The organism is Aeromonas sp. SrichE-2G (assembly GCF_017939565.1).
Lineage (GTDB): Bacteria > Pseudomonadota > Gammaproteobacteria > Enterobacterales > Aeromonadaceae > Aeromonas > Aeromonas taiwanensis.
The window spans coordinates 61238-87302 of the sequence record NZ_JAGKRG010000004.1; the positions used below are offsets into that span (position 1 = coordinate 61238).

The window sequence follows — 26065 nt, forward strand, 5'->3', positions numbered from 1 at the left end:
TGCGCCGCCAGGGTGGCGACCATGCAAGGGGAGTTTTTCACGTGGCTGACTTGCCGACTGCAATTTTTCTGATGGGGCCCACGGCCTCCGGCAAGACGGATCTCGCCATCGAACTGTGCCAGGCACTGACCTGCGACATCATCAGCGTGGATTCCGCGCTCATCTATCGCGGCATGGACATCGGCACCGCCAAGCCGACGCCGGCCGAGCTGGCGCAGGCGCCGCACCGGTTGATCGACATCCTGGATCCCGCCATGAGCTATTCGGCGGCGGATTTTTGCAAGGATGCGCTGCGCGAGATGAAGGAGATCGCCGACCGTGGCCGTATTCCGCTGCTGGTGGGCGGCACCATGCTCTATTTCAAGGCGCTGCTGGAGGGGCTCTCCCCGCTGCCTTCCGCCGACCCCGCCATTCGTGCCGGCATTGAAGAGGAGGCGGCGCGCCTTGGCTGGCAGGCGTTGCACGACGAGCTGGTGCGCATCGACCCGGTAGCCGGCGCCCGCATACACCCCAATGACCCGCAGCGGCTCAGCCGGGCGCTCGAGGTCTACCGCATCAGCGGCAAGACCCTCACCGAGCTGACCCGGGTGCAGGGGGAGGGGCTGCCCTACCGTGTGCTGCAGTTTGCCATCGCCCCTCAGGATCGCGCCGTGCTGCACCAGCGTATCGAGCAGCGCTTCGACAAGATGCTGGGAAGCGGCTTCGAGCAGGAGGTCAGGGCGCTTTACGAGCGGGGGGATCTCACCCCGGAACTTCCTTCCATTCGCTGCGTGGGATACCGCCAAATGTGGGACTACCTGGCGGGGGAAGTGGAGTATGATGAGATGCGTTATCGTGGAATTGTTGCCACCCGCCAGTTGGCCAAGCGTCAGATGACCTGGTTGCGCGGTTGGTCTGATGTGACCTGGTTGGAATCTGGTGAGTCTGGCAATCTGGCCAGGGTCGTCGCCCGAGCCGGTGCGGCTTGACACTCCTGTATAATCAGGTTGTTATATTGAATATCCGGTGTTTAAAAACAACAAACTATAAGGAAAAGAAAGATGGCTAAGGGGCAATCTCTCCAAGACCCGTTTTTGAATGCGCTGCGCCGTGAGCGGATTCCTGTTTCTATCTATTTGGTGAACGGCATCAAACTGCAGGGTCAGATCGAATCGTTTGACCAGTTTGTCATTCTGCTGAAGAACACCGTGAGCCAGATGGTCTACAAGCACGCCATTTCCACCGTGGTGCCGGCCCGTGCCGTCAACCATCATCAGCACGCCCAGGGTGCTGCCGGTGAAGAGCAGGGTGAAGCCGAGGCGTGATATCCCGCGGCGAGCCCACTCGCCAACACAGATCCATCATGATACCTGTCAAGGAGCAAGCGCTTGTTTGACCGTTACGAAGCTGGTGAACAGGCCGTTCTGGTACATGTCAACTTCAGCGATGAGGGTGAGCGGGAGGATCTGGACGAGCTCAAGATGTTGGTGAGCTCGGCCGGGGTCAATGCACTGGGGGTGATCACCACCAGTCGCAGCGCGCCCAGCGCCAAGTTTTTTGTCGGTAGCGGCAAGGCGGAAGAGATCGCGTCCCAGGTCCAGATGCTGGATGCGGACGTGGTCATCTTCAACCATGCCCTGACCCCCGCCCAGGAGCGCAACCTGGAGCGTCTGTTCCAGTGCCGGGTGGTGGACAGGACTGGCCTCATCCTCGATATCTTCGCCCAGCGCGCCCGTACTCACGAAGGCAAGTTGCAGGTCGAACTGGCCCAGTTGCGCCATCTTTCCACTCGCCTGGTGCGAGGCTGGACCCACCTTGAACGTCAGAAGGGGGGGATCGGCCTGCGCGGCCCGGGTGAAACCCAGCTTGAAACCGACCGACGTTTGCTACGTGAACGCATCAAGGCGATTCTGCGCCGGCTCGACAAGGTGGCCAAGCAGCGGGAGCAGGGGCGCCGTGCCCGCAACCGCAACGAGGTGCCGACCGTTTCCCTGGTGGGTTACACCAACGCCGGAAAATCCACTTTGTTCAACCAACTTACAGATGCCAGCGTGTATGCTGCCGACCAGTTGTTCGCAACCCTGGACCCTACCCTGCGAAAATTGGTGATCCAGGATGTGGGTGATGTGATCCTGGCGGACACAGTTGGATTTATTCGGCACTTGCCCCATGATCTGGTCGCGGCCTTCAAGGCGACGCTGCAGGAGACCCGCGAAGCGGATCTGCTGCTGCACGTAGTGGACTGTGCCGATGAACAGATGCAGGAGAATATCGACTCGGTCCAGCAAGTCCTGGCCGAGATCGAGGCGGACGACCGCCCCCAGCTGATGATCTGCAACAAGATCGACAAGCTGAGCGATCGTCCTGCCGGCCTGGAGCGTGACGAGGCGGGTCGCCCGGTGCGAGTCTGGCTGTCGGCCCAGACCGGCGAAGGCAGCGAATACCTTTTCCTGGCCCTGACCGAACTGCTGGCCGGTTCCATGGTCCATCACACCCTGCAGTTGCCGCCGTCGGCCGCCAGATTGCGCAGTGCGCTCTATCGGCTGAAGGGCATCGAGCAGGAAGGTTTCAGCGAGGAGGGGGATTTCGTCCTGGAAGTCCGCCTGCAACTGGCCGACTGGAACCGCCTCATGAAACAAGAAGGTGAGAGTTTACAACGCTTTATCAGGCATTGATTCGTCGATGACGATGAATGTTTACAGGTTTCATCGACGAGAGATGGCCCGATAGAGATGATATCCATCCGCATGTATTAATGGAGACGCTGATGGCTTGGAATGAGCCTGGTAACAATGGCAAAGACCGTGACCCCTGGGGGAACAACGGCAAGAATCAGGGCCCCCCTGATCTGGACGAGATGCTGCGCAAGGTGAGCCGTCGTTTCGGCGGTCTGCTCGGTGGTGGCAAATCCGGTGGTGGTGACGTGGGCAAGTTTGGCCTCTCCATCGCCCTGGTGGTGGCCGTGGTGGTGTGGGTCGTCAGTGGCTTCTACACCATTCGCGAAGCCGAGCGGGGCGTGGTGCTGCGCTTTGGCGAGTACTCCCACAACGTGGATCCGGGCCTGCGCTGGAAGCCGACCTTCATCGATCGGGTGATCCCGGTGGATGTGGAGTCCGTGCGCTCCCTGCCGGCCTCCGGTTTCATGCTGACCCAGGACGAGAACGTGGTACGGGTCGAGATGGACGTGCAGTATCGCGTGGTCGATCCCGAGCAGTACCTGTTCAGCGTGACCAATGCCGACGAGAGCCTGAGCCAGGCGACCGACAGCGCCCTGCGCTATGTGGTGGGTCACACCAAGATGGACGACGTGCTGACCACGGGTCGTGAGAAGGTGCGCCAGGAGACCTGGCAGGTGATCGACAGCATCATCGAGCCCTACCACATGGGTCTGCAGATCGTGGACGTCAACTTCCTGCCGGCTCGTCCGCCGGAAGAGGTGAAGGACGCCTTCGATGACGCCATCTCCGCTCAGGAAGATGAACAGCGCTTCATTCGTGAGGCGGAAGCCTATGCCCGTGAAGTGGAGCCCAAGGCCCGCGGCCAGGTCAAGCGCCTGGAGCAGGAAGCCGAAGCCTACAAGTCCCAGATCGTGCTGAAGGCCAAGGGTGAGGTCGCCCGCTTCAACGAGCTGCTGCCCCAGTATCAGGCTGCCCCGGAGCTGACCCGCGATCGTATCTACCTGGAAACCATGGAAGAGCTCTATCAGCAGGCCAACAAGGTCCTGGTGGACATGCCGGCTGGCAACAACAGCATGATCTACCTGCCGCTGGACAAGCTCTCCGGCAAGGCGAATGCCGTGCAACCGGCGCGTCCTGCGAGCACCCCTGCCGTCGAGCCGGCCCAGCCGTCCAACGAAGGGGCCAATTCCACACCGACCCCGCTGCGTGGCGGTGATCGTTTCAGCACAGGGAGAAACTGATAGATGAAGAAGATAGCTATTGGTGTCATCGCTGTGGCCGCCATGGTCTGCTTCTCTTCCGTCTTCATCGTCGATGAAGGCCAGAAGGGGATCGTGGTGCAGTTTGGCAAGGTGAAGCGGGTGGATTCCGGTGAGCCGCGTCTGTATGAGCCGGGCCTGCACTTCAAGGTGCCGCTCATCGACCAGGTGCGCAAGATGGATGCCCGTATCCAGACCCTGGAAGGCCAGGCGGATCGTTTCGTCACCTCCGAGAAGAAAGACCTCATCATCGACTCCTACGTGAAGTGGAAGATCGAGGACTTCTCCAAGTACTACCTGGCGACCGGTGGTGGCAACAAGATCCAGGCCGAAGACCTGCTCAAGCGCAAGATCAACAACGGCCTGCGTTCCGAGATCGGTAACCGCACCATCAAGGACATCGTCTCCGGCGAGCGCAGCACCGTGATGGAAGATGCCCTGATGAAGATGGCGCGCTCCTCCGAGCTCGGCATCAAGGTGGTGGATGTGCGGATCAAGCAGATCAACCTGCCGGTGGAAGTCTCCAGCTCCATCTATCAGCGGATGCGTGCCGAGCGGACCGCTGTGGCCCGTGAGCACCGCTCCCAGGGTCGCGAGCAGGCCGAAATCCTGCGCGCCGACATCGACCGCAAGGTGACCGTCATGATCGCCGATGCCGAGAGTAACGCCCGCCAGCTGCGCGGTGAAGGGGATGCCGAAGCCGCCAGGATCTACGCCGACAGCTACAAGAAGGACCCCGAGTTCTTCAGCTTCGTGCGCAGCATGGAGGCCTACCGCAAGAGCTTCGCCAGTGGCAATGACCTCATGGTCCTGAAGCCGGACAGCGAGTTCTTCCGCTACCTCAAGTCTCCTAACGGGGACAAGCAGTAAACACCGAATGGTGATAGCAAAGGGCCTGAGCATTCAGGCCCTTTTCCATTGTGAGGCATTTCTTGTGAGGAGAGGGGATGCTGACATCCATCCTGATGGGGTTGGGGTTGCTGCTGCTATTCGAGGGACTGGGTCCCTTGCTGGCCCCCAAGGCCTGGCAGCAGATGCTGCGGATGCTGAGCGATCAGCCACCTGAACAGCTGCGCCGCATCGGCGGCTGCCTGGTGGTGGCGGGGGCTGTCATCCTCTGGGCACTCGGCCACTAGCCACCCCGGCGATAGAGAATGAAAAAAGAGGCCAATGGCCTCTTTTTAGTGGATTCGGAAATTCGACTCAGGCGCTACGCTGTACTGCCATGTGGGCCAGGGTTTCCAGTGCCTGCTTGTGCTGGGAGTCCGGCAGGATGGCGAGGGCGGCAATGGCCTTGTCGGCCTCTTCCCGGGCCCGCTGGCGAGAGTATTCGAGGGCACCGGTACGGTCGAGGATGGCCAGGATGCGTTCCAGGTGATCCATGCCGTTGCGGTGCTCGATGGCGTCGCGTACCAGCTGGCGCTCTTCCGGTGTACCCACTTCCATGGCGCGCAAGAGCGGCAGGGTGGGCTTGCCCTCGGCCAGATCGTCGCCCACGTTCTTGCCCATCTCGTCGCTCTGGGAGCAGTAGTCCATGACGTCGTCGATGATCTGGAAGGCGGTGCCGAGATACTTGCCGTAGTCGGTCATGGCCTGTTCGACGGGGGGGGGCTGATGGGTCAGCACGGCGGCGAGGCGAGTCGCGGCTTCGAACAGCTTGGCGGTCTTGCAGTAGATGACCGTCATGTAGCTCTCTTCCGTGGTATCCGGGTCGTTGCAGTTCATCAGCTGCAACACTTCCCCTTCTGCGATGGTGTTGGTGGCATCGGAGAGGATCTCCATCACCTTCAGGTTGGAGAGCTCGCTCATCATCTGGAAGGAGCGGCTGTAGAGGTAGTCACCCACCAGAACGCTGGCAGCGTTGCCGAACAGGGCGTTGGCGGTTTCCCGGCCACGACGCAGGTCAGATTCATCGACCACGTCGTCGTGCAGCAGGGTGGAGGTGTGAATGAATTCGATGATGGCGGCCAGCTTCAGGTGATCTTCACCCTCGTAGCCCAGGGCGCGCGCCGCCATCACGGTCAGCATGGGGCGCATCCGTTTGCCACCGGCACTGACAATATAGAAACCCAGCTGGTTGATCAGGCTGACATCGGACTGGAGTCTTGCCAGGATCAGTTCATTGACCGCCGTCATGTCGGCGGCACAGAGCGCACGGATAGTCTGTTGGTCCATAAGTCTCGTAACGTGACGGCAGCATTTACTGCGTTTTTAGCAATGGCGGGGATTCTACACGATTTCACAATGGGTTACAGTTAAGCGTTTATTCACGGCGAGGGATATGCGCACAAAATAAACTTTTTGCTAAATTGGCCTTGCCTCGGCAAATCGTTCTGCGTAGAATGCCCGCCCATTGTTATAGGTTTTTGCGCGTGTCTGGCCTTGAGCAAAAGACACGCCTTTACGGAGTTAATCAAATGTACGCGGTATTCCAAAGCGGCGGAAAACAACACCGTGTGGCCGAAGGTCAAATCGTTCGTCTGGAAAAGCTGAACGTTGAGACTGGCGCTACCATCGACTTCAACGAAGTACTGATGGTTGCTGCAGGCGACACTTTCAAAGTAGGTGCTCCTTTCGTTGAAGGTGGCAAGGTTGTGGCTGAAGTTGTGGCTCACGGCCGTGGCGAGAAAGTGACTATCGTCAAGTTCCGTCGTCGTAAGCACCACCGTAAGCAAGCGGGCCACCGTCAGTGGTTCACTGAAGTCAAAATCACTGGCATCAGCGCTTAATTAGAGGAGTCCGATAGATGGCACACAAAAAAGCTGGCGGTTCATCCCGCAACGGTCGCGATTCTGAAGCTAAACGCCTGGGCGTGAAGCGTTTCGGCGGCGAAACAGTTCTGGCTGGCAGCATCATCGTTCGTCAGCGCGGCACCAAGTTCCACGCTGGTGAGAACGTTGGTCTGGGCAAGGACCACACTCTGTTCGCTACCGCGAACGGTAAAGTGCAGTTCGAAGTTAAAGGTCCGCAGAATCGTAAGTACGTCAGCATCGTTGCTGAGTAATTACGGACCGCAAGGATCCGAAGCCCCGCCCACCTGGCGGGGCTTTTGTTTTTCTGATGAGTTTGACGAAAAAACGGCACGCGGATGAGCTGGCGCAGGCAGGCTCAATCGGCCAGATGCGTCTCGCCCGAAGGGGCCCGTATCACTATAATTGCGTATCGGTTTTTCGAATTAAGGTGACGGTTACCTATGAAGTTTGTTGATGAAGTCCAGATTCGAGTCGATGCCGGTGACGGTGGTAACGGTTGTGTGAGCTTCCGCCGCGAGAAGTACATCCCGAACGGTGGCCCGGACGGCGGTGACGGCGGCGACGGCGGCGACGTGTATCTGGTTGCCGATGAAAACCTGAACACCCTGATCGACTACCGCTTCGAGCGTTTCCATGCCGCCGAACGTGGCGAGAATGGCCAGAGCGCCAACTGTACCGGCCGCCGTGGCAAGGACAAGATCCTGCGCGTGCCAGTCGGTACCCGTGCCAGCGACGAAGACACCGGCGAGCTGCTGGGGGATCTGACCAGCCACGATCAGAAGCTGCTGGTCGCCAAGGGCGGCTTCCACGGCCTTGGCAACACCCGCTTCAAGAGCTCCGTCAACCGGGCCCCACGCCAGAAGAGCAACGGTACCCCGGGTGAGGTGCGAACCCTGAAGCTGGAGCTGCTGCTGCTGGCGGACGTCGGCATGCTGGGTCTGCCCAACGCGGGCAAGTCCACCTTCATCCGCGCCGTCTCCGCCGCCCGTCCCAAGGTCGCCGACTACCCCTTCACTACCCTGGTGCCGAACCTCGGCGTGGTGCGTGGCGAGAACTCCCGTTCCTTCGTCATTGCCGACATCCCGGGTCTGATCGAAGGGGCTGCCGAGGGGGCCGGTCTGGGGATCCGCTTCCTCAAGCACCTGGAGCGTTGCCGCGTTCTGATCCACCTGGTGGACATCTGCCCGGTAGATGGCTCCGATCCGGCTGAAAATGCCGTGACTATAGTCCGGGAGCTGGAGAAATACAGCCCGGAGCTCGCGAGCAAGCCGCGCTGGCTGGTGTTCAACAAGATGGACCTGATCCTGGAAGAGGAAGCGGACGAGGTGATGGAGCGCGTCAAGGCCGCCCTGAACCACGAGGGCCCGGTCTACGCCATCACCGCCATCAGCAAGGAAGGCACCAAGAAGGTGTGCTACGACATCCTGGATCTGCTGGACACCATGCCCCGTCAGCTGGATGCCGATGCCAAGGCCGCCATCGAGAAGGTGGAGTTCAAGTGGGACGACTACCACAAGAACCAGCTGGCCCAGGCCGAGGCGGAGGCCCTGGCGGCGTCCAAGGCTTTCGACGATGGCCTGGACGATGATGACTGGGACGACGAGGATGACGACGGCGTCGAAGTCATCTACGTCCGCGATTGAGTATCGCCTCAGTGACGAAACCGGAGCCCCGAGAGGCTCCGGTTTTTTTATGGGAGGATCGACGGGATCACCCTATAGATATATTTTTCATCTCTCTTATTGCCTGCCTGCGGCTGCAGATTATACTGCGCTCCTGAACTTAACCTCCTTGAAACATTATGCTAACCAATAAAAATGAATTGATATGCATGACTGTTTTGGTTTGTTCTTATGGATGGTTTGCCTGATAAAATATTTATGCTTGAGATAATGTATAAAAAGCTTGTTTGTGCACTTTTTTACGTTATTCTTGCGCCCGCTTGCCGGGTGAGAGCATGGATATGCAGGTGGCCTGGCTGAAGGAAAAGTCACATTTAAGGTTTTATCATGTTGGAAAAGACCCTGGAGGCACCGGCGATCCGTACTCGCCGCAACGTGCTGATGTTTTTGATCCCGTCGCTGATCGGGATCCTGCTGTTCATGACCCCGGTCCTCTACGACGGCAATGTCACCATCCCAGTCGCCGTGCTGGCGAAGCTGGTGCAGACGGTGTTTGCCGATCATCTGGTTGCCATGGTCAGCGCCATCATCACCACCACCATGCTGATGACCCTGGTCGCCTGGCTGTTCAAGCCGGCCATCCTGGTGCGTCGCCCCTTCCTGAACAGCCTGTTCAACGTCTCCCCCTTCTGGGCCTGCGTGCGGGTGTTGGGCGGGATCTTCGTGCTGCTGACCTTCTTCGAGGTTGGCCCCGAGGTGCTGCGTTCCGGCGCGACCGGCGGCCTGGTGCTGCACGATCTGCTGCCGGTGCTGTTCTCGGTATTCATCTTCGCCGGCTTGCTGCTGCCGCTGTTGCTCGACTTCGGTCTGCTGGAGTTTGTCGGCACCATGATGACCCGCATCATGCGCCCCGTGTTCCGCCTGCCGGGCCGTTCTGCGGTGGACTGCTTCGCCTCCTGGCTCGGGGATGGTAGCGTTGGTATTCTGCTCACCAGCAAACAGTACGAAGGCAAGTTCTATACCCAGCGGGAAGCCGCCGTCATCGGTACCACCTTCTCCGCGGTCTCCATCACCTTCTGTCTGGTGGTGATCTCCCAGGTGAAGCTGGAACACATGTTCGTGCCCTTCTACCTGACCGTCTGCCTGGCTGGCGTGGTGGCCGCTATCGTGGTGCCGCGCCTGCCGCCGCTCTCCTGGAAGAAGGATGTCTACAGCGACGGTACGCCCCTGTGCCGCAAGCAGGAGGCGATCCCCCATGAGCACAGCGTGCTGAGCTATGGCTATCAGCGAGCCCTGGCCAAGGCCGACGGCATGACCGACATGGGCGCCGTGGCGCGGGAAGGGGTGAAGAACGCCCTGGACATGATTTTCGGGGTACTGCCCGTTGTGATGGCCATCGGCACCTGTGCCCTGATGCTGGCCGAACACACCCCGGTGTTCAACTGGTTGGGGGCGCCTTTCGTTCCCCTGCTGGAGCTGCTGCAACTGCCGGAGGCGGAAGCCGCATCCAAGACCATCATGGTGGGTTTCGCCGATATGTTCATCCCGGCGGTGCTGGCCTCGACCATAGAGAGCGATATCACCCGCTTCGTGATCGCCGCCATGTCGGTGACCCAGCTTATCTACATGTCGGAAGTGGGCGCCTTGCTGCTGGGCAGCAAGATCCCGGTCAAGCTGTGGGAGCTGTTCATCATCTTCCTGCTGCGCACCCTGATCACCTTGCCGGTGATCGCCGGTGTGGCCCATCTGCTGTTCTAAGAGGCAGTACTTTAAGAAAAAACGGTCAACCCAGGTTGACCGTTTTTTTATGGGCGGCGGTGAAGGCTAGTGCGCCTCTGCCAGCAGGGACTGGCAGGCCGTCTCGTCGAGCTGCTCGGGGGCGAGGAAACGCCTGGCATAGTCGCGCCAGACGCCGCTTTCGATGAAGAGGGCGAACAGGGTCGGGTCTATGTGCTGCTCCTCTACCATTTTCTGCATGATGCCCAGGGACTGGGAGACAGTCTTGCCCGACTTGTAGGGGCGATCGCTCGCGGTCAGCGCCTCGAAGATGTCGGCGATGGCCATGATGCGGGCGGGAATGCTCATCTGCCCCCCCTGCAGCTGGCGTGGATAGCCGGTGCCATCCATCCGCTCGTGATGACCCCCGGCTATTTCGGGCACCTTGCTAAGGTGGCGGGGGAAGGGGAGGCGCTCCAGCATGCGGATGGTCTGGATGATGTGCTCGTTGATCTTGTAGCGCTCCTCCTCGGTAAGGGTGCCGCGGCCGATGGCGAGGTTGTAGTGCTCCCCCCGGTTGTAGAGGTGGGTGGGCACCCTGACCTTGAAGCCCCAGGGGTTGTTGCGGGCGAGGTTGTCCTGGTCCGGGCGGGGAATGAGGTGAACCGGCTTGTCGGCGAGCAGCTGCTCGCGGCAGGGCAGGGGGGAGGGGCCTGGATGGCGCTTTCTCTCCTCCTGGCTGATGCCGAGGCGATCGTCCAGGGTGCGTAGCCAGCTACGTTTGGCGATGGCATCCAGCCTGGCCAGCTTCTCCGGCGCCATCCACTCGCCTCCCAGGTTGCACTCGGCCACGAAGGCAAACTCCTCATCCAGGGTTTGCCAGTGGGATGCCAGCGCCTCCTCGGCCGCCTGCCGCTCCGAGGCCGGCAGTCTGGCCGCCAGCGCCTCGATGTGGGCATCGCGCTTGAGCACCTCGAAACGGGTGCGGATCTCGTGGATCCGGTCGTAGATGGTCTCCAGCTTGGTGGCCTTGTCGACCACGAACTCCGGGGTGGTCACCTTGCCGCAGTCGTGCAGCCAGCTCGCGATGTGAATGGCCTCCCACTCCTCGTCGTTGAGGTTAAAGTCCCTGAAGGGCCCCTGCTGCTGTGCACAGGCCGCCTCCGTCAACATTTTGGTCAGTTCGGGGACGCGCTGGCAGTGGCCGCCGGTGTAAGGGCTCTTGGCGTCGATGGCGCCTGCGATGAGCTCGATGAAGGCCTCCAGCAGCTGTTTCTGCTCTTCCAGCAGGCGCTGGTTTTCGATGGCGGAGGCGGACATGCCCGCCAGCGCCTCGATGAGGCTGATGCGTGAAACCAGCTCCCGGGGGGAGCAGTCCGGCAACACCAGCAGCAGGCTGCCGATCAGCTCCTGGCGGTGGTTGTGCAGGGGTTCGACCAGCAGCTGGCAAGGGCCGGGGAAGGGGCCCCAGCCCACGAGGCAGCGGTTCCACTGCTCCTCATCGAGGCGGAGGCTGAGACGCTCCGTGTGATAGAGGCCGGCGAGCAGGGTATCCTGCCAGATCACCTGTTCGCAGGGCAGCGGTTGCCCCTGCCAGATGGCCTGAACGGCCTGCATCTGCTTCTTCTGCGCCAGGTAGAGGGCGCCTCCTTCCGCCTGGGCCGCGGACACGGTTTCATGGAGGATGCGGCTCAGCAGAGAATCGAAGCGGTGTTCGGCCGTCAGTGCCCGTCCCATGCTCATGAGGTTGCCCAGGGTCAGCCGCATGCTGGACATGGCGCGGGCGAGATCGTCTATCTCCCGGATGGCCGAGCCGGGCTCCTTGCTCTGGCCAAAGTCGAATTGCTGGATCCGCTCGGCCTCTGCGGTCAGAGCCAGCAAGGGGGTGGCCGTCCGTCTGGCCACCAGCCAGATGACGGGCAGCAGCAGGAGCAGGCCGGCGAATGCCCAGGCCAGGTTGTGCAGGGCATCCTGGCGAGCCGGGGCGGTGAGCACCTTCGCCGGAACCAGCAGGGCGAGATAGAAGGGGGAGCCTTCCCCGAGGGAGGAGAGGTTGATCAGCCAGTCCTCCCCCTTGTCGGTGCTCAGGGTCAGCTCGGAGGGGTTGTGCAGCAGAGTGGGCTGGCTCGCCATCTCTTGCTGCAGCAGGGCCAGGACGGGATGCCTGAGGGCTGTCAGCATGGGCAGGCGGCTCAGCTGGTCGAAGCTCGGCAACTGTTTCGGGTCCGTGGCCAACAGGGTGCCGGCCTCGTCGAACAGCACCAGCTGGCTGTGGCTGGGAAGGGGCAGCTCGCCGATGAGGGAGGAGAGCCCCTCTACACCGGCATCCAGCCCGATCACTGCCCGGCGGTCATCGCTCTCCACCGCCAGGGTCATGCCAGGCTCCCGGGTGGTGAAGAAGAGGTAGGGGTGGGTCACTATGATGCCGGTATTCCAGCGTGCCTGCTTGTACCAGCCGCGATCGCGGGGATCGAAGCGGTACTCCGGCATGGGGCGTCGCTCCAGCAGCCGCTGGCGCTGATCAAAATAGAGAAATTCCCCCCGACCCTGACTCAGGCTCTGGACCAGCAAACGGCTCTCGGCGGGCGGATTGTCCAGCGCCCCTTTCGCCCGTTCGGTCAGCTTGCGCACCAGGAAGAAATCACCATTGTCATAACCCACATAGATGGCGCCATAGCTGCTGCTGTTGGCCAGCACTTCAGCCAGCTGGGGCAGAAAGGCGAGTCGTGCCTCCAGGTCCGGCATGGCAGAGAGCTGACCGCTTCGCAAGAGGCTCAGTGACATGCGCGCGGGGCGCTGGTTCAGCGTGATGGCCAGCGCCAGCTGCTCCCGATAGTGCTGGAAACTCTGTCGTTCGTGCGCCAGCCCCTGTTGCATGCCCTGCTGGAACTGCAGGAGGATGAGGGCCCCTCCCAACACGGAGAAGAGCAGGATGAAGAGGGTGGCAATGTGTACGTAGAAGGGTTTGCGGCTGAGTTGTGTGCTTGTCATGGACGGGTCCTTGTCCTCCGGCGATCGCGGTCATGATCGCCTATCAGTGTGCTCGCTTAATGACAAAAAGCATAGGGCCTGACGGGATGGAATGAGGCCTTAGTGACCTCTTTCGCAGCGCATAGTGAATGCGTACCGACGAGTGGACCGCTCGGGAACGTCTTGCCAGCCTGCTCCGGTCACGTGATTCATTCAGATATCTCGTGCTACATTGCTGCACTGGCAAATGCCCTGTGAATCAAAGGAGTGTCCCATGTCTGTCGTTCCCTATTCCGTACTGGATCTGGTGCCCGTTCCCGAGGGCTCATGGCCGGCCGAGTCGTTTCGCCGCTCTCTGGACCTGGCCCGGCATGCGGAACGCTGGGGGTACCACCGCTACTGGCTGGCGGAACATCACAACATGCCGGGGATCGCCAGTGCCGCCACCTCGGTGCTCATCGGCCATCTGGCGGGGGGCACCTCCACCCTGCGGATCGGTGCCGGTGGCATCATGTTGCCGAACCATTCGCCGCTGGTGATTGCCGAGCAGTTCGGCACGCTAAGCTCCCTTTACCCGGATCGCATCGATCTCGGCCTCGGCCGCGCTCCCGGGAGCGATCAGCGCACCATGCAGGCGCTGCGCCGGCAGCGCAGTGGCGAGGTGGACGATTTCCCGGCGGATGTGCGCGAGCTGATGGGCTACTTCGGGGACGAGATCGGCGCCGTCCAGGCGGTACCTGGCCAGGGGCTGCACGTCCCCATCTGGCTGCTGGGCTCCAGTCTCTACAGTGCCCAGCTGGCGGCAGCCATGGGGCTGCCGTTCGGCTTTGCCTCCCATTTTGCCCCCGGTCTGTTGCTCCAGGCGCTGGAGCTTTACCGCACCCAGTATCGCCCCTCGGTTCGCTGGCCCAAGCCCTATGCAGTGGTCTGCGTCAACCTGATCGCCGCCGACAGCGAACGGGAGGCCCGCTTCCAGTTCACCACGGTACAGCAGCAGTTCCTACGCCTCTACCGAGGGGATGCCGGCAAGCTGCCGCTGCCGGTGCAGGCGCTGGGGGAGGAGTGGTCCCCCCGGGAACTGATGGCGATGGAGCAGACCCTGGCCCGCTCCCTGGTGGGGGATCCGGAGCGGGTACGCCACGGTCTCAAGGCACTGCTGGCGGAAACCGGGGCTGACGAACTGATGTTCAACGGGCCCATCGTGGATCATCAGGCCAGGCTGCGCTCCTTCGAGATCGGCGCCGAGCTGATGCAGGGGCTGTAGACCAGCCCTTTGGACCAGTTTCGTTCCCATGCCGGGTCGCCCGGCTGGATGCTCGGCCGGATCCGCTTTGCGGCGAGACCCCGCATGGCGGGCCTGGCCCTGTCTGGTTTCATGGACGAAAGATCGGCTGTGCACAATCCTAATTGTCTGATTTTAAAAGTAAGTCAGGTAAGTGTCGGCCCTCTGTCGTGTCTCTCGTTCGGCTCTGTCCCTATGCTGGTCCTGTCAATCACCACAAGGAGCACAAGATGATCGTCAGGAAGTTGAGATTGCAACGGGGATGGTCCCAGGAACAGCTGGCGACCCTGACTGGCCTGAGCGTTCGCACCATCCAGCGGATAGAGCAGGGACAGTCACCCGGACTGGAATCCCTCAAGGCCCTGGCCGCCGTCTTCGAGCTCGATGTGACCCAACTGCAGGAGAGCGAGATGAGAGGAAACGAAGTGGACGGTCGGGAAGCTGTGTCAGTGGCGCGGGATGAGCGGGAGGCGATGAAGTTCGTGGAGGGGTTGCGGGGCTTCTATGGCCACCTCATCAGCTATGTGCTGGTGATAGGGGGGCTGTTCGTCATCAACTACCTGAGCAATCCGGACTACATCTGGGCCTGGTGGCCCATGCTGGGGTGGGGGCTGGGACTGGCTTCCCACGCCATCAATCTGTTCCAGCCGTTCAGGCTGTTCGGCCCGGAGTGGGAGCGGCGCCAGATTGAGAAGCGGCTGGGGCGCAGGCTATAGCCTTGTGGGGTGTGATAACAAGACGGGCCCGGTGATGCCGGGCCCGTCTTGTTTTTTTCTCCCCTGACTGGTGTTTGCTGCCTGGCAAAGGCTAGGCGGGAGTCCTCTGACTGTGCCGGAGCGTCAGGCCCAGCAAACTGGACCCAGATCCTTACTTGGCATAGACAGGGCAGGGCGTCGCTATCAGGGCGTCGTCCTCGTAGCGCCACAGGGTGAGGCTGTTGCCCCAGACGCAGCCGGTATCCAGCCCTTTGATGTCGTCCTTGCCGGTCTTGCCCATCAGTGCCGCCCAGTGGCCAAACACCAGGATGGGGTCATCCACATGGTGCTCGCGCTGCTCGAACCAGGGGCGCAGGCCCGGGGTCGATTCGGTGGGGCCCTTCTTGCATTTGAAGTCGAGCCGGCCATCGAAGTAGCAAAAGCGCATGCGGGTGAAGCTGTTGATGATGTAGCGGTAGCGCTCTATCCCCAGCAGACCCTCGTCCCAGCTGTCTGGCTGGTCCCCGTACATGTTGTGCAGCAGCCAGCTGTACTGATCCCCGCGCAGCAGGGTCTCCACTTCCCGCGCACAGCTGCGAGCGGTGTGGGCATCCCAGGCGGGGGAGAGACCGGCGTGGATCATCATGATGGGGAGATCGGGGTGCTCAGCCAGCAGCGGCCGGTGACGCAGCCACTCCAGCAGCTCGTCCCGATCCGGTGCTTCCATCAGCTCCTGCAGCTTGTCCTTCTTCTTGAGGGGCGCGACCCCGTGGGCCACGGCTAACAGGTGCAGGTCGTGGTTGCCGAGCACGGTCACGGCCTGTTGTCCCAGTGACTTGACGAAGCGCAGGGTGTTGAGAGAGTCCGGGCCGCGGGCGACGAGATCACCGCACAGCCAGAGCACGTCGTTATCGAAGTCGAACTCGGCAAGATCCAGCAGGCGGCGCAAGTCGTCGTAGCAGCCCTGGATATCGCCGACGAAACAGTTCGCCATGAAACCTCAGTTGATAATGTTTGGAATGGCCAGTGTGAAGGGGGCGATGGGCGCCTCGAATTGCTGGCCAGATTCATCTTGCAGGATGTAGCTGCCTTCCATCACGCCGAGCGGCGTGGCGAGCGGCACGCCGCTCTGGTAGGTGAAGGTCTCGCCTGGGGCGATCAGGGGTTGTTCACCGACGACCCCGGGCCCTTCCACTTCCTGCATCTTGCCATTGGCGTCCGTGATGAGCCAGCGTCGATGCAGCAGCTGCACCGTGCCCGGACCCAGGTTCTCTATCTCGATGCGATAGAGAAAATGGTAAGGGTCTGCGGTCCCTGCCACATAGCTGGGGTGGGGGCGGACCAGGATCCGGGCTTTCGTCATGGGATCAGGCCTGCTGCTGATCGGCCAGCCAGTTGGCGATCGTGACGAACTGCTCGAGGGAGAGGTTCTCCGGTCGCAGGTTGCCATCGATGCCAAGCTCGGTCAGCTGGGCGTCTGTGATGAAGTTGGCGAAGCTGTTGCGGATGGTCTTGCGACGCTGGCCGAAGCCCTCGGTGCAGACCCGGTTCAGGCAGCGGATATCCTTCGCGACTATGGTCGGGTTCTTGTGCGGCACCAGCCGCACCACGGCGGAGTCCACCTTGGGTGCCGGCTTGAAGGCGCCAGGGCCCACTTCCAGCACCGGGATCACCTGGCAGTAGTACTGGGTCATCACGCTCAGGCGGCCATAGGCCTTGCTGCCCGGACCGGCGGCCAGACGCAGTACCACCTCTTTTTGCAGCATGAAGTGCATGTCTTCGACCCGATCGGCGAACTCGCACAGGTGGAAGATGAGCGGGGTGGAGATGTTGTAGGGCAGGTTGCCGAAGATACGAAGCGGCCCCTTGCCTTCCCCCATCAGGGTGCTGAAGTCGAAGCGCATGGCATCGGCCTCGATGACGGTCAGCTTGTCTTTAAGAGTGGGGTGATCGCGCAGGCGTGCGGCGAGATCCCGGTCCAGCTCGACCACGGTCATCTTGTCCATCTGGGCGGCGACCGGTTCGGTCAGCGCCGCCAGACCCGGCCCGATCTCCACCAGGTTCTGACCTGGCTGGGGGTTGATGGCGGCCACTATCTGGTCGATCACATAACGGTCGTGCAAGAAGTTCTGACCGAAACGCTTACGGGCCGTGTGGCCCATGTGCACCTTACTGCTCATATCTTTTTTTCTCTACCATCTGGATGGCGTGGTTGATCGCGGTGATCAGGCTGCCGGGATCGGCCAGGCCCTTGCCTGCCAGATCCAGCGCGGTGCCGTGATCCACCGAAGTACGGATGAATGGAAGTCCGAGGGTGATGTTGACCGAGTTGCCAAAGCCCTTGTACTTGAGCACGGGCAGCCCCTGGTCGTGGTACATGGCGAGTACCGCATCCGCATCCTTGAGGTATTTGTCCTGGAACAGGGTATCGGCCGGCAGGGGGCCGACGAGATCGATCCCCTCCTGGCGCAGAGCGGCCAGAGCGGGTTCGATCACCTCGATCTCTTCACGACCGAGGTGCCCCCCTTCCCCGGCGTGGGGGTTGAGGCCGCAGACGTAAATCCGGGGCTGTTCGATGCCGAACTTGCGCTTGAGATCCGCATCCAGGATGCGGATCACCTTGCCAAGGCGCTCCTCTGTGATGGCCTTGGCCACATAGGCCAGCGGGATGTGGGTGGTCGCAAGCGCCACCCGCAGCCCTTCGGTGGCCAGCAGCATCACCACGTCGGCGGTGTCGGACTGCTGGGCGAAGAACTCGGTGTGGCCGCTGAACGACACGCCCGCCTGGTTGATGATCCCCTTGTGCACCGGCCCGGTCACCACGGCGGCAAACTCGCCGCTCAGGTTGCCGTCGCAGGCGCGCTGCAGGGTGGCCAGCACATAGGCGCCGTTGCCTTCGTCGAGCATGCCCGGCACAGCAGGGGCGCCAAGGGGCACGGTGCAGATGCTCAGGGTCCCCGCCCGCTGGGGGCGGGCAGGGGCCGTGGCGTCGTAGGGTTCCAGCTCGACAGACAGCCCCAGCAGGGCTGCCCGCTCTTGCAACAGGGCGGGATCGGCGATCACCACCAGTTGATGGGGCCAGTCCCGCTGGGCGATGTGCAGCACCAGATCCGGACCTATGCCCGCCGGCTCACCCGGGGTGATGGCAAGACGATGACAGCTCATCAGTTCGGTTCGATCTGGATGTAGGCTTCGTCGCGCAGCTCATCCAGCCAGGACTGGGACTCTTCGGCGAAGCGGCGGTTGAAGATGAGCTGGTAGGCTCGCTGCTCCTGGGCCTTGCCGGTGGCATCCTGGCTGCGGCGATCCTCCAGCTGGACGATGTGCCAGCCGTGAGTGGTGCGGAAGGGTTCGCTGATCTGGCCAGGTTGCAGGCGGCCCACCATGTCGCGGAACTCCGGCACGTAGACGTTAGGATCAGACCAGCCCAGCTCGCCGCCCTGTACCGCGGAGCCCGGATCCTCGGAGTACTTCTCCGCCATGCTGGCGAAGCTCGCCTTGCCGCTCTTGATCTCGTGCAGGATGCCGTCCAGGGTGCTCTTGGCCTTCTCCTCGCTCAGGATGATGGAGGGCTTGATCAGGATGTGACGGGCCTTCACCTCGGTCTGCATCACCTGCTGCTGACCCTTGGTGTCGAAGATCTTGACGATGTGCAGGCCGGCGCCGGAGCGCAGCGGGCCGACGATGTCGCCTTTCTTGGCGCCCTGTACCGCTTCGGCCATCAGGGTGGGCATCTCCTGCGGGCTCATCCAGCCCCAGTCACCCCCTTCCAGGGCCTTGGGACCGTTACTCTCGGCGATGGCCAGCTTGCGGAAATCCGCCCCCTCTTTCAGGGCGGCGAGGATGCGTTCGATCTTGGCCTTGGCGGCGTTGAGCTGTTCGGCATTCGGGTTGTCCGGCAGGGCAACCTGGATGTGGCCGATATGGAACTCAGTCTGCTGCTGGCCCTGCTTGCTCAGCGCCTCGACCACCTGCTTGACCTCCTGATCGGAGATGTTGATGCGGCGACGCACCTGGCTGCGGCGGACTTCGTTCATCAGGATCTCGCGACGCACCTCTTCCCGGTACTGGGCATAGGTCAGCCCTTCCCGATCCAGCTGGGCACGCAGCTGCTCCAGGGTCATCTTGTTGTCAGCGGCGATGCTCTGGATGGCCTGCTCCAGCTGGGTGTCACTGATCTTGAGCCCCTGGCGCTCCGCCAGTTGCAGCTGCAGGCTCTCCTGGATCAGGCGGTCCAGCGCCTGCTTGCGCAGGGTGACGTCATCGGGCAGGGATTGGCCACTCTCCTGGGCGGATGCCTTCACCTTCTGTACCAGGGCTTCCTGCTGACTGGCCAGCACCACGTCCTTGTTGACCACGGCCAGCACCTTGTCCATCAGCTCGGGGGCGGCGAAGGCGCCCTGGCTCATGACACCGAACAGGCCTGCGGTCAGCAGGGAAATCAACGTCTTCTTCATATCCATCTCTCAAGGCGTTTGCCAGACCGGTTATTGGTCTCGCAGGTTAAACGGACGAATGTAAGGCAGTGCTTCGGTGTCCAGGGAGGTGCCCTTGGCGCCGGTACCCACGCTACCCAATCCTTTCATTTCAAATTGAATGCCGAAACTGCGCTCCGAAGTCGGCTCCAGATTCACGTTATCCGGTGTGTTGACCCACTCCAGGTTGAAGTTGATGCTCCAGCAGCAGGAGTCGTACTTCAGGCCCACCTTGCGGTCCACTTTGACGTTCTGGTTGAGCTCCTGATAGTAACCCCCGTAGAGGTGCCACTGGTCGTTCAGGGGCGTGGTCAGCAGCAGGCCGATCTGGTTGAGATCCGTGACCTGTCCCTTATTGTCGAGGTCGTAGTTGGCATCCCGCACGAAGCGGTGGTTCAGCTGGCTGATCAGTTTCTCGTGGCGGTACTCCAGGGCGCTATTGGCTGAGCTTATCTGGCGTTGTTCCACGTCATACTGTGCCCCGGCATGGGCGTACCACTGCTCGTTGATCTTGGCGTCCCCCTCGAACGACAGGGGCGAGCGGGTATTGGTGCTCAGCTCGTCGCTGCTGTAGAGCTTGACCCTGGGGGCCACGAAGTCGAAGGCTTGGGCAACGGCCAGCCGGATTCGTTCATCCCCGGCCGGATCATAAATGCGGGTCGTGACGCCCAGGGAGAGGCGATTGGAGTCGCTGATCCGGTCCAGACCGGCGTAGCGGCGATCGCTGAACAGGCTGTAGTAGTCCTGGCGCATGGTGGTGGAGTCGTAGACCCCGATGTTGTCCTGATCCTTGTAGGGGATGTAGAGGTACTGGAACTCCGGCTCCAGGGTCTGGTTGGCGCCCTCGCCAAACCACTGCTGATCACGCTCGAAGGTCATGCCCCCCTTGAGACGGAAAGAGGGCAGCACCCGGGTGATGGTGCCTTCTTCCAGCGTGACATCCCCCCCGCCTACCGGGGTGAAGCGGCTGGTGAAGGTGCTGCTCATGTTGTCCGGTACCGTCTGATCGTAACGGGTGTACATCAGCTTGTACTGGCTGTCGAGGAAGTAACCGGCTTCGTCGATGAGCGGGATGGTCAGGGTGGGCGCCGTGTGGAAGCGGGTCCCGGTGTAGGCCTCCCCCTTGTTCTGCGCGATGGCCTGATCGTTGTTGTAGCCGAAGTTGGTCAGTTCGGTGTTCCAGGCCAGATCGTACCAGCTCCCCTGCTGGTAGTAGTTGTGGTTGATGCGCGGCATCAGCTCGTGGGGCTGCTGGGCGCTGGCCAGCAGGATCTGGTAGGTGCGCACCTCGGCATCGAGGTTCCAGTTCTGCTGGTAGTAGCCGGCCTTGAGGGACTGTTGCAGCTGGTTGTCGACCTGGGTCCCCACCTTGGGGGAGAAGTCGTTGAAGTAGTTGTAGTCCTGATCCCGCACCTTGGTGTAGTCCACCGACACTCGCAAGGCATTGTCCTGGAACATGGAAGTATGGCGGGCGCTCAGCAGGTAGCGGTGGCCGTCGGAGAGGTGGTCGTTGAGGCTGTCCGTCTCGTCGTACTGCTTGTCGTTCGCCAGGTTCTCGAAGTAGAGGCTCCCCACGTGGGCCGGATCCGGCATGTAGCGGAACTCGACCTGCTCCATCAGGCCCCGTCTGTCCATGAAACGGGAGGTGATGGTGGCATCGTAGTTGGGCGCTATGTTCCAGTAGAAGGGCTGGGTGATGTCCATGCCGTTCTTGGAGCTCTGGGTATAACCCGGGTAGAGCAGGCCCGTCTTGCGCTCGTCCTTGATGGGGAAGTTGATGTAGGGGAAATAGAAGACCGGATAGTCATAGAGCCAGAGGCTGGCGTTCCAGGCTTCCCCGAACACCTCGGACTGGTCGATGTCGATGCTGCCGGCCTTCAGGGTCCAGACCTCCTGACCCGGCGGGCAGGTGGTGTACTGGGCCCCTTCCAGGGTGATGTTCTGGTTGTTGTTGGTCATGGTCACCTTCTCGGCAAAGCCGCGCACCGGTGAGCCGTGAACCTGATACTTGCCCTCTTCCAGCTCGGAGTTCTTGGTGTCCAGGTTGGACTTGAGGGTCTTGTCGCTGGTGACCGTGATCTGGCCATCGTTGTAGTAGATGTTGCCGATGGCGATGACGTCCCGGCTCTTCTGATCGAGCTGGGCGTAGTCGGAGTCGAACTTGCGCACCCCCTGACGAACCTTGACGTCGCCCTCGTAGACGGCGGTGCCGCCCTGCTTGGCCTCCAGGCGATCGGCATCCACCTCGACGGGCAGGGCATTGGCATCCTGGCCCGAGCTGGGTTTCTCTATCTTGGGCACATAGTCATAGCAGAGGCTGTCGAGGATCCCGGTGGCGGGCGGTGCGTTGAGTGGCGCAGCCTGAACCATGAGCGGACTCACGGCAGGAACAAGGCTGATGGTCAGGGCGATGGGACAGGAGTATCCCAGTGTCCATTTTGTCATGTGAAAGGCTCGCGCAATCCGTAGTAAAAACGGTTAGTTCAGGGCATGCATTTTATGTCAGGATCCATCGAGTTGACATTGCATGTCATTGCTTTATGTTAGCCGGCAATGATAAAGCATTATTGCGGCCAGGGCTAACAGCCAAGTGCTGCTTTCCAATTTGGTTCCCGACTCATGCACGATCGCGCTTCCCTGCTTTTGCAATGGGCACGCCGGATTTCCGGTGATGCCAACCTTCCGTTGACCCTCATTTCCGGTGACGCCAGTTTCCGCCGTTACTTCCGCGGTGGCGGTCTGGTGTGGGTGGATGCTAATCCTAAAACCGAAAAAAATCATGAGTTCGTTCGCAATGCGGCGGCACTGCATGGGGTGGGGTTGAAGGCGCCCGAGGTCAGGGGGGTGGACTACGATCACGGACTGCTGGCGGTGACCGATCTGGGGGATACCCAACTTATTAGCTGCCTGAACGCAGACAATGTGCTGGCCTGGTATGGCAAGGCCATCGCCCTGTTGCCCCGTCTCGGCGCTGTTGAACTGGAGCTTGAGCCTTTTGATGCCGCCTTCATGGCCAGGGAAAACGCCATCTTCCCCGAGTGGCTGCTGGGGCAGCACCTGCAGCTGACCCTGAGCGCCGAGGAAGAGCAACTGCTGGCGGAGACCTTCGCCTGCCTCACCGCGAACAACCTGGCCCAGCCCCAGGGGGTGATGCACCGGGACTTCCATAGCCGCAACCTCATGGTGTGCGGTGGGCAGACCCCGGGCGAGAGCGAGCTCGCCATCATCGACTTCCAGGATATGGTCATCGGCCCTCTGAGCTATGACCTGGTCTCCCTCCTGAAAGACTGTTACGTGCGCTGGCCCGACGAGGTGATCGAGCAGGGCATGCGCCAGGGCTTCGAGACCCTGCACCAGGCGGGGCTGCTCGGCGGGCTCGACTATGCCGCGTTTCGTCGCGCAGCAGACCTCACCGGCATGCAGCGTCACCTCAAGGCGGCGGGGATCTTCACCCGCCTCTGGCATCGGGACGGCAAGTCCGGCTACCTCAAAGACATTCCACGCACCCTCGACTATGTGGTCGATGTCTGTCGCACCCATGGCGAGAGCTATCCCGTGCTGGTCCGCTTCGGTGCCTGGCTGGAGCAGGTGGTGCTGCCGGGTCTGACCCGGGTGGCCGAGGCTCGTGCCGACGGAGCGGCATCATGAAGGCGATGATCCTGGCCGCCGGCCGCGGCGAGCGGATGCGCCCTCTTACCGACAGTCTGCCCAAGCCGCTGCTGGCGGTGGGAGGCAAACCCCTCATCGTGCACCATATCGAGAAGCTCAAACGCGCCGGCATAAGCGAGCTGGTCATCAACCATGCCTGGCTTGGCCACAAGCTGGTGGAGGCCCTCGGCGATGGCAGCGCGTTCGGGGTGTCTATCCGCTGGTCGGCAGAGGAGAGCGCGCTGGAGACCGCAGGCGGCATCGTGCAGGCGCTGCCCCTGCTCGGCAGCGACCCCTTCCTGGTGATCAACGGCGACACCTGGATCGATGCTGACTATGCCTCCCTGGTAAGTCAGCCCCTGGGGGGGGATCTGGTCCACCTCTGGCTGGTGCCCAATCCCCCCCAGCATCCCAATGGGGACTTCTCCTTGCAAGCCGGCCGGGTGCAGGATGCCCCGGCCCTGACCTTCAGCGGCGTAGGTCTCTACCACCCCGCCGCCTTTGCCGATCTGCCCTCGGGCGCCCGCAAACTGGCGCCCCTGCTGCGGGACTGGATGGCGCAGGGCAGAGTCGGCGGCAGCCTGCTCGCCGGCGAATGGCGGGACATCGGCACCGTGGAGCGGCTGCACGCGCTGGACGAGCAGCTGCTCGCCGGCACTCATTAACATCACGAGGTCTTGAACCATGCGTATTTGGGGTAAGGTGCTTGGCGCCTTCTTCGGTTTTCTGCTCGGCAACATCTTCGGGGCCCTGCTGGGTCTGTGGATAGGTCACCGCTTCGATCGGGGCATGGGCATGTCCTTCCGCCGTGCCCCCAGCCAGCAGCAACAGGCGGTCTTTTTCCACGCCACCTTCGCCGTCATGGGCCACATCGCCAAGGCGAGCGGGCAGGTCACCGAACACGAGATCCGGGTGGCGTCCAACCTGATGGACAGGATGCGCCTCTCCGGTGAGCAGCGCGTGCGCGCCCAGGAGTCGTTCCGTCAGGGCAAGGAGAGCGACTTCCCGCTGCGCGAAACCCTGGCGGAGTTTCGCCAGGCCAGCCAGGGGCAGCGGGACATTCTGCGCTTCTTCCTGGAGGTCCAGCTACAGGCCGCCTTTGCCGATGGCAAGGTGGAGGCCAACGAGCGCGCCATCCTGCAGACCATCGCCGACGAGCTGGGGTTCAGCCGTATCGAGCTGGCGCGGATCCTGGCGATGGCCGAGGCCCAGATGAACTTCTTCCACCGCCAGCAGCAGGGCGGTGGGCAGGGGCAGCAATACCGGCAGGAGCCGCCCTCCCGGGATCGTCTCAAGGATGCCTATCAGCTGCTCGGGGTGAGCGAGAGCGACAGCGATCAGGAGATCAAGCGCGCCTATCGCAAGGAGATGAGCAAGCATCACCCGGACAAGCTGGCCGCCAAGGGGTTGCCGCCGGAGATGATGGAGATGGCCAAGGAGAAGGCCCAGGAGATCCAGCAGGCCTGGGAGTGGATCCGCGAGGCTCGCGGCATCCGCTGAGCGGCGATGCCAGACATGAAAAAAGCCCGTCGATGACGGGCTTTTTTGTGGGTGCAAGCGAGGGTTAGTGGCTGTCGACCCAGACAAACTTGAGCACGAACAGCAGGGCCACCACCAGCACGCAGGGGTTGATCTCGCGCCAGCGGCCGGTGCCCGCCTTCATCACGCAGTAGGAGATGAAGCCCACGGCGATCCCCTCGGTGATGGAGAAGCTGAACGGCATCATGACGGCGGTCATGAAGGCCGGCACCGCCTCGGTCAGGTCTTCCCACTTCACCCGGGTCAGCTCGGAGCACATCAGCACGCCCACGTAGATAAGGGCGCCCGCGGCGGCGTAGGCCGGCACCATGGCGGCGACCGGGGAGAAGAAGATGGCCAGCAGGAACAGCACGCCGACCACGATGGCGGTCAGGCCGGTGCGACCGCCCACGGCGACGCCGGAGCTGCTCTCGATATACGCCGTCACGGAGGAGGTGCCCATAAAGGCACCGCCGACGGAGCTTACGCTGTCAACCACCAGGGCCTGTTTCATGCGCGGGAAGTGACCCCTGTCATCGGCCAGCTTGGCGCGGTTGGTGACCCCGATCAGGGTGCCGGAAGAGTCGAACAGGTTGACAAGCATAAAGGAGAAGATGATCCCCGCCAGGCTGATGTCGAGCGACCCCATCAGATCCAACTGGCCGAATACCGGCTCGACGCTGGGGGGCATGGAGACGAAGCCCTTGAAGGTGACATCCCCGAACAGGAAGCCCAGCCCTGTGGTGACCACCATGGAGATGAGCACGGCGGAGTGCACCCCACGGGCGGAGAAGATGCAGATCAGGAAGAAGCCCAGCAGCCCCAGCAGGCAGGGCAGGGAGGTGAGGTTGCCCACGGTCACCATGGTCGCGGGGCTCGCGACGACGATGCCGGCGTTGTGCAGGCCGAGCAGGGCGATGAGCAGGCCGATGCCGGCGGTGATGCCGACCCGCAGGGTGAGCGGGATGTTGGCGATGAGCCAGTAGCGCACCCGCAGCAGGGTGAGGATCAGCAGGCCCAGGGCGCCCCAGAAGATGGTGCCCATGCCGACCTGCCAGGAGTAGCCCATGCCAGCCACCACCACGAAGGCGAAGAAGGCGTTGAGGCCCATGGCGGGCGCCAGGGCGATGGGCAGGTTGGCCAGGAGACCCATCAGGATGCTGCCGATGCCAGCGATGAGGCAGGTGGTGACGAACACGGCCTGGGTGTCCATGCCCGCAGCAGAGAGGATCTGCGGGTTGACGAACACGATGTAGACCATGGTCAGGAAGGTGGTGATACCGGCGATCACCTCGGTGCGTGCCGTGGTGCCATGACCGCGCAGGGCAAACAGGCGCTCGAGCAGTCCATGCCCGGCAGCCGGGCTGGCGGTCTGCCCGGTAGCGTGATGTGGTTGATTCATGTTGGATTCCAATGGGTAACGTGAAATAAGCAGCAGGGGGGCCGCACCCATCCATGCGGGGTGAAGGG

24 protein-coding genes are annotated in these 26065 nt (G+C 62.0%); 15 read left to right on the plus strand and 9 right to left on the minus strand.

The features are described from left to right. Positions 1 to 50 precede the first annotated feature (50 nt). From miaA to J9885_RS02330, 6 genes are all read left to right on the plus strand, one after another. Positions 51 to 968, plus strand: a complete 918-nt coding sequence (miaA, locus tag J9885_RS02305) for a tRNA (adenosine(37)-N6)-dimethylallyltransferase MiaA (protein ID WP_210548884.1) — start codon at positions 51 to 53, stop codon at positions 966 to 968. A 72-nt stretch (positions 969 to 1040) separates the two neighbouring features. Next, entirely contained in the window at positions 1041 to 1304 is a 264-nt protein-coding gene (hfq, locus tag J9885_RS02310) for an RNA chaperone Hfq (protein WP_005304228.1), read from the plus strand. Between the two features lie 63 nt (positions 1305 to 1367). Continuing rightward, a complete protein-coding gene (gene hflX, locus J9885_RS02315) occupies positions 1368 to 2654 on the plus strand; it encodes a ribosome rescue GTPase HflX (protein ID WP_043758245.1) in 1287 nt (428 codons plus the stop codon). A 92-nt stretch (positions 2655 to 2746) separates the two neighbouring features. Beyond that, the gene (gene hflK / locus J9885_RS02320; protein ID WP_043758246.1) at positions 2747 to 3898 is read left to right on the plus strand and encodes an FtsH protease activity modulator HflK; all 1152 of its coding nucleotides are present in this window, start codon (positions 2747 to 2749) and stop codon (positions 3896 to 3898) included. 3 nt (positions 3899 to 3901) lie between these two features. After that, positions 3902 to 4786, plus strand: coding sequence for a protease modulator HflC (gene hflC, locus J9885_RS02325; protein ID WP_043758249.1), 885 nt, complete (start codon positions 3902 to 3904; stop codon positions 4784 to 4786). Positions 4787 to 4863: 77 nt separating this feature from the next. Further along, positions 4864 to 5052 carry a DUF2065 family protein gene (locus J9885_RS02330; protein ID WP_134696409.1) on the plus strand — a complete coding sequence of 63 codons (189 nt, stop codon included), beginning with the start codon at positions 4864 to 4866 and terminating at the stop codon, positions 5050 to 5052. 67 nt (positions 5053 to 5119) lie between these two features. Here J9885_RS02330 and ispB read toward each other — a convergent pair whose 3' ends face one another. Next, positions 5120 to 6091, minus strand: a complete 972-nt coding sequence (gene ispB / locus J9885_RS02335; protein ID WP_210547965.1) for an octaprenyl diphosphate synthase — start codon at positions 6089 to 6091, stop codon at positions 5120 to 5122. 242 nt (positions 6092 to 6333) lie between these two features. Between ispB and rplU the strand changes: the two genes are divergently transcribed. From rplU to J9885_RS02355, 4 genes are all read left to right on the plus strand, one after another. Then, positions 6334 to 6645: a 50S ribosomal protein L21 gene (gene rplU / locus J9885_RS02340; protein ID WP_005304210.1), complete on the plus strand. Its 312-nt coding sequence runs from the start codon at positions 6334 to 6336 to the stop codon at positions 6643 to 6645. A gap of 17 nt (positions 6646 to 6662) precedes the next feature. Beyond that, complete coding sequence (gene rpmA / locus J9885_RS02345) at positions 6663 to 6920, plus strand: 50S ribosomal protein L27 (protein ID WP_010673199.1); 258 nt, start codon at positions 6663 to 6665, stop codon at positions 6918 to 6920. A 189-nt stretch (positions 6921 to 7109) separates the two neighbouring features. Beyond that, a complete protein-coding gene (cgtA, locus tag J9885_RS02350; RefSeq protein WP_210547966.1) occupies positions 7110 to 8312 on the plus strand; it encodes an Obg family GTPase CgtA in 1203 nt (400 codons plus the stop codon). Between the two features lie 366 nt (positions 8313 to 8678). Further along, on the plus strand, positions 8679 to 10049 hold the full coding sequence (locus J9885_RS02355) for a YjiH family protein (protein WP_043758260.1): 1371 nt from the start codon (positions 8679 to 8681) through the stop codon (positions 10047 to 10049). A 66-nt stretch (positions 10050 to 10115) separates the two neighbouring features. Here the strand turns inward: J9885_RS02355 and J9885_RS02360 are convergent, their stop codons facing one another. Further along, positions 10116 to 12998: an HD domain-containing phosphohydrolase gene (locus tag J9885_RS02360; RefSeq protein ID WP_210547967.1), complete on the minus strand. Its 2883-nt coding sequence runs from the start codon at positions 12996 to 12998 to the stop codon at positions 10116 to 10118. A 253-nt stretch (positions 12999 to 13251) separates the two neighbouring features. Here J9885_RS02360 and J9885_RS02365 point away from each other — a divergent pair, with 253 nt between their 5' ends. Both J9885_RS02365 and J9885_RS02370 read left to right on the plus strand, forming a co-directional pair. After that, complete coding sequence (locus tag J9885_RS02365) at positions 13252 to 14241, plus strand: luciferase-like monooxygenase (RefSeq protein WP_134695496.1); 990 nt, start codon at positions 13252 to 13254, stop codon at positions 14239 to 14241. 248 nt (positions 14242 to 14489) lie between these two features. After that, positions 14490 to 14975, plus strand: coding sequence for a 2TM domain-containing protein (locus J9885_RS02370; protein ID WP_134695495.1), 486 nt, complete (start codon positions 14490 to 14492; stop codon positions 14973 to 14975). 151 nt (positions 14976 to 15126) lie between these two features. On the opposite strand, the gene J9885_RS02375 is transcribed toward J9885_RS02370, so the two are convergent. Genes J9885_RS02375 through lptD form a run of 6 tightly spaced genes read right to left on the minus strand, consistent with a single transcriptional unit; the run spans position 15127 to position 21874 of the window. Further along, the gene (locus J9885_RS02375; RefSeq protein WP_043758281.1) at positions 15127 to 15948 is read right to left on the minus strand and encodes a symmetrical bis(5'-nucleosyl)-tetraphosphatase; all 822 of its coding nucleotides are present in this window, start codon (positions 15946 to 15948) and stop codon (positions 15127 to 15129) included. 6 nt (positions 15949 to 15954) lie between these two features. After that, positions 15955 to 16317 (minus strand): Co2+/Mg2+ efflux protein ApaG, encoded by a 363-nt coding sequence (apaG, locus tag J9885_RS02380; protein WP_043758284.1) that lies wholly within the window; start codon positions 16315 to 16317, stop codon positions 15955 to 15957. Positions 16318 to 16321: 4 nt separating this feature from the next. After that, the gene (gene rsmA, locus J9885_RS02385) at positions 16322 to 17134 is read right to left on the minus strand and encodes a 16S rRNA (adenine(1518)-N(6)/adenine(1519)-N(6))-dimethyltransferase RsmA (RefSeq protein ID WP_210547968.1); all 813 of its coding nucleotides are present in this window, start codon (positions 17132 to 17134) and stop codon (positions 16322 to 16324) included. Continuing rightward, complete coding sequence (gene pdxA, locus J9885_RS02390) at positions 17124 to 18119, minus strand: 4-hydroxythreonine-4-phosphate dehydrogenase PdxA (RefSeq protein ID WP_210547969.1); 996 nt, start codon at positions 18117 to 18119, stop codon at positions 17124 to 17126. The genes rsmA and pdxA overlap by 11 nt, the downstream gene beginning before the upstream one ends. Further along, the gene (gene surA / locus J9885_RS02395) at positions 18119 to 19411 is read right to left on the minus strand and encodes a peptidylprolyl isomerase SurA (protein WP_210547970.1); all 1293 of its coding nucleotides are present in this window, start codon (positions 19409 to 19411) and stop codon (positions 18119 to 18121) included. The genes pdxA and surA overlap by 1 nt, the downstream gene beginning before the upstream one ends. A 30-nt stretch (positions 19412 to 19441) precedes the next feature. Further along, complete coding sequence (gene lptD / locus J9885_RS02400; protein ID WP_210547971.1) at positions 19442 to 21874, minus strand: LPS assembly protein LptD; 2433 nt, start codon at positions 21872 to 21874, stop codon at positions 19442 to 19444. 174 nt (positions 21875 to 22048) lie between these two features. Between lptD and J9885_RS02405 the strand changes: the two genes are divergently transcribed. The 3 genes from J9885_RS02405 to djlA are packed head-to-tail and all read left to right on the plus strand — an operon-like array spanning position 22049 to position 24577. Further along, positions 22049 to 23077, plus strand: a complete 1029-nt coding sequence (locus J9885_RS02405; RefSeq protein WP_210547972.1) for a phosphotransferase — start codon at positions 22049 to 22051, stop codon at positions 23075 to 23077. After that, positions 23074 to 23742, plus strand: a complete 669-nt coding sequence (gene murU / locus J9885_RS02410; RefSeq protein WP_210547973.1) for an N-acetylmuramate alpha-1-phosphate uridylyltransferase MurU — start codon at positions 23074 to 23076, stop codon at positions 23740 to 23742. The genes J9885_RS02405 and murU overlap by 4 nt, the downstream gene beginning before the upstream one ends. A 19-nt stretch (positions 23743 to 23761) precedes the next feature. Next, complete coding sequence (gene djlA / locus J9885_RS02415; protein WP_043758302.1) at positions 23762 to 24577, plus strand: co-chaperone DjlA; 816 nt, start codon at positions 23762 to 23764, stop codon at positions 24575 to 24577. 64 nt (positions 24578 to 24641) lie between these two features. On the opposite strand, the gene J9885_RS02420 is transcribed toward djlA, so the two are convergent. Beyond that, a complete protein-coding gene (locus J9885_RS02420; RefSeq protein WP_043758306.1) occupies positions 24642 to 25997 on the minus strand; it encodes an NCS2 family permease in 1356 nt (451 codons plus the stop codon). Positions 25998 to 26065: the final 68 nt, after the last annotated feature.

Bases quoted from the DNA above. Each gene is read 5' to 3' on its own strand.
- rplU (WP_005304210.1), top strand. From the start codon at position 6,334: ATGTACGCGGTATTCCAAAGCGGCGGAAAACAACACCGTGTGGCCGAA.
- hflC (WP_043758249.1), top strand. From the start codon at position 3,902: ATGAAGAAGATAGCTATTGGTGTCATCGCTGTGGCCGCCATGGTCTGC.
- ispB (WP_210547965.1), bottom strand. From the start codon at position 6,091: ATGGACCAACAGACTATCCGTGCGCTCTGTGCCGCCGACATGACGGCG.
- hfq (WP_005304228.1), top strand. From the start codon at position 1,041: ATGGCTAAGGGGCAATCTCTCCAAGACCCGTTTTTGAATGCGCTGCGC.
- J9885_RS02355 (WP_043758260.1), top strand. From the start codon at position 8,679: ATGTTGGAAAAGACCCTGGAGGCACCGGCGATCCGTACTCGCCGCAAC.
- J9885_RS02365 (WP_134695496.1), top strand. From the start codon at position 13,252: ATGTCTGTCGTTCCCTATTCCGTACTGGATCTGGTGCCCGTTCCCGAG.
- djlA (WP_043758302.1), top strand. From the start codon at position 23,762: ATGCGTATTTGGGGTAAGGTGCTTGGCGCCTTCTTCGGTTTTCTGCTC.
- J9885_RS02405 (WP_210547972.1), top strand. From the start codon at position 22,049: ATGCACGATCGCGCTTCCCTGCTTTTGCAATGGGCACGCCGGATTTCC.
- rsmA (WP_210547968.1), bottom strand. From the start codon at position 17,134: ATGAGCAGTAAGGTGCACATGGGCCACACGGCCCGTAAGCGTTTCGGT.
- rpmA (WP_010673199.1), top strand. From the start codon at position 6,663: ATGGCACACAAAAAAGCTGGCGGTTCATCCCGCAACGGTCGCGATTCT.
- lptD (WP_210547971.1), bottom strand. From the start codon at position 21,874: ATGACAAAATGGACACTGGGATACTCCTGTCCCATCGCCCTGACCATC.
- cgtA (WP_210547966.1), top strand. From the start codon at position 7,110: ATGAAGTTTGTTGATGAAGTCCAGATTCGAGTCGATGCCGGTGACGGT.
- murU (WP_210547973.1), top strand. From the start codon at position 23,074: ATGAAGGCGATGATCCTGGCCGCCGGCCGCGGCGAGCGGATGCGCCCT.
- apaG (WP_043758284.1), bottom strand. From the start codon at position 16,317: ATGACGAAAGCCCGGATCCTGGTCCGCCCCCACCCCAGCTATGTGGCA.
- J9885_RS02370 (WP_134695495.1), top strand. From the start codon at position 14,490: ATGATCGTCAGGAAGTTGAGATTGCAACGGGGATGGTCCCAGGAACAG.
- J9885_RS02330 (WP_134696409.1), top strand. From the start codon at position 4,864: ATGCTGACATCCATCCTGATGGGGTTGGGGTTGCTGCTGCTATTCGAG.
- pdxA (WP_210547969.1), bottom strand. From the start codon at position 18,119: ATGAGCTGTCATCGTCTTGCCATCACCCCGGGTGAGCCGGCGGGCATA.
- hflK (WP_043758246.1), top strand. From the start codon at position 2,747: ATGGCTTGGAATGAGCCTGGTAACAATGGCAAAGACCGTGACCCCTGG.
- J9885_RS02360 (WP_210547967.1), bottom strand. From the start codon at position 12,998: ATGACAAGCACACAACTCAGCCGCAAACCCTTCTACGTACACATTGCC.
- J9885_RS02375 (WP_043758281.1), bottom strand. From the start codon at position 15,948: ATGGCGAACTGTTTCGTCGGCGATATCCAGGGCTGCTACGACGACTTG.
- surA (WP_210547970.1), bottom strand. From the start codon at position 19,411: ATGAAGAAGACGTTGATTTCCCTGCTGACCGCAGGCCTGTTCGGTGTC.
- J9885_RS02420 (WP_043758306.1), bottom strand. From the start codon at position 25,997: ATGAATCAACCACATCACGCTACCGGGCAGACCGCCAGCCCGGCTGCC.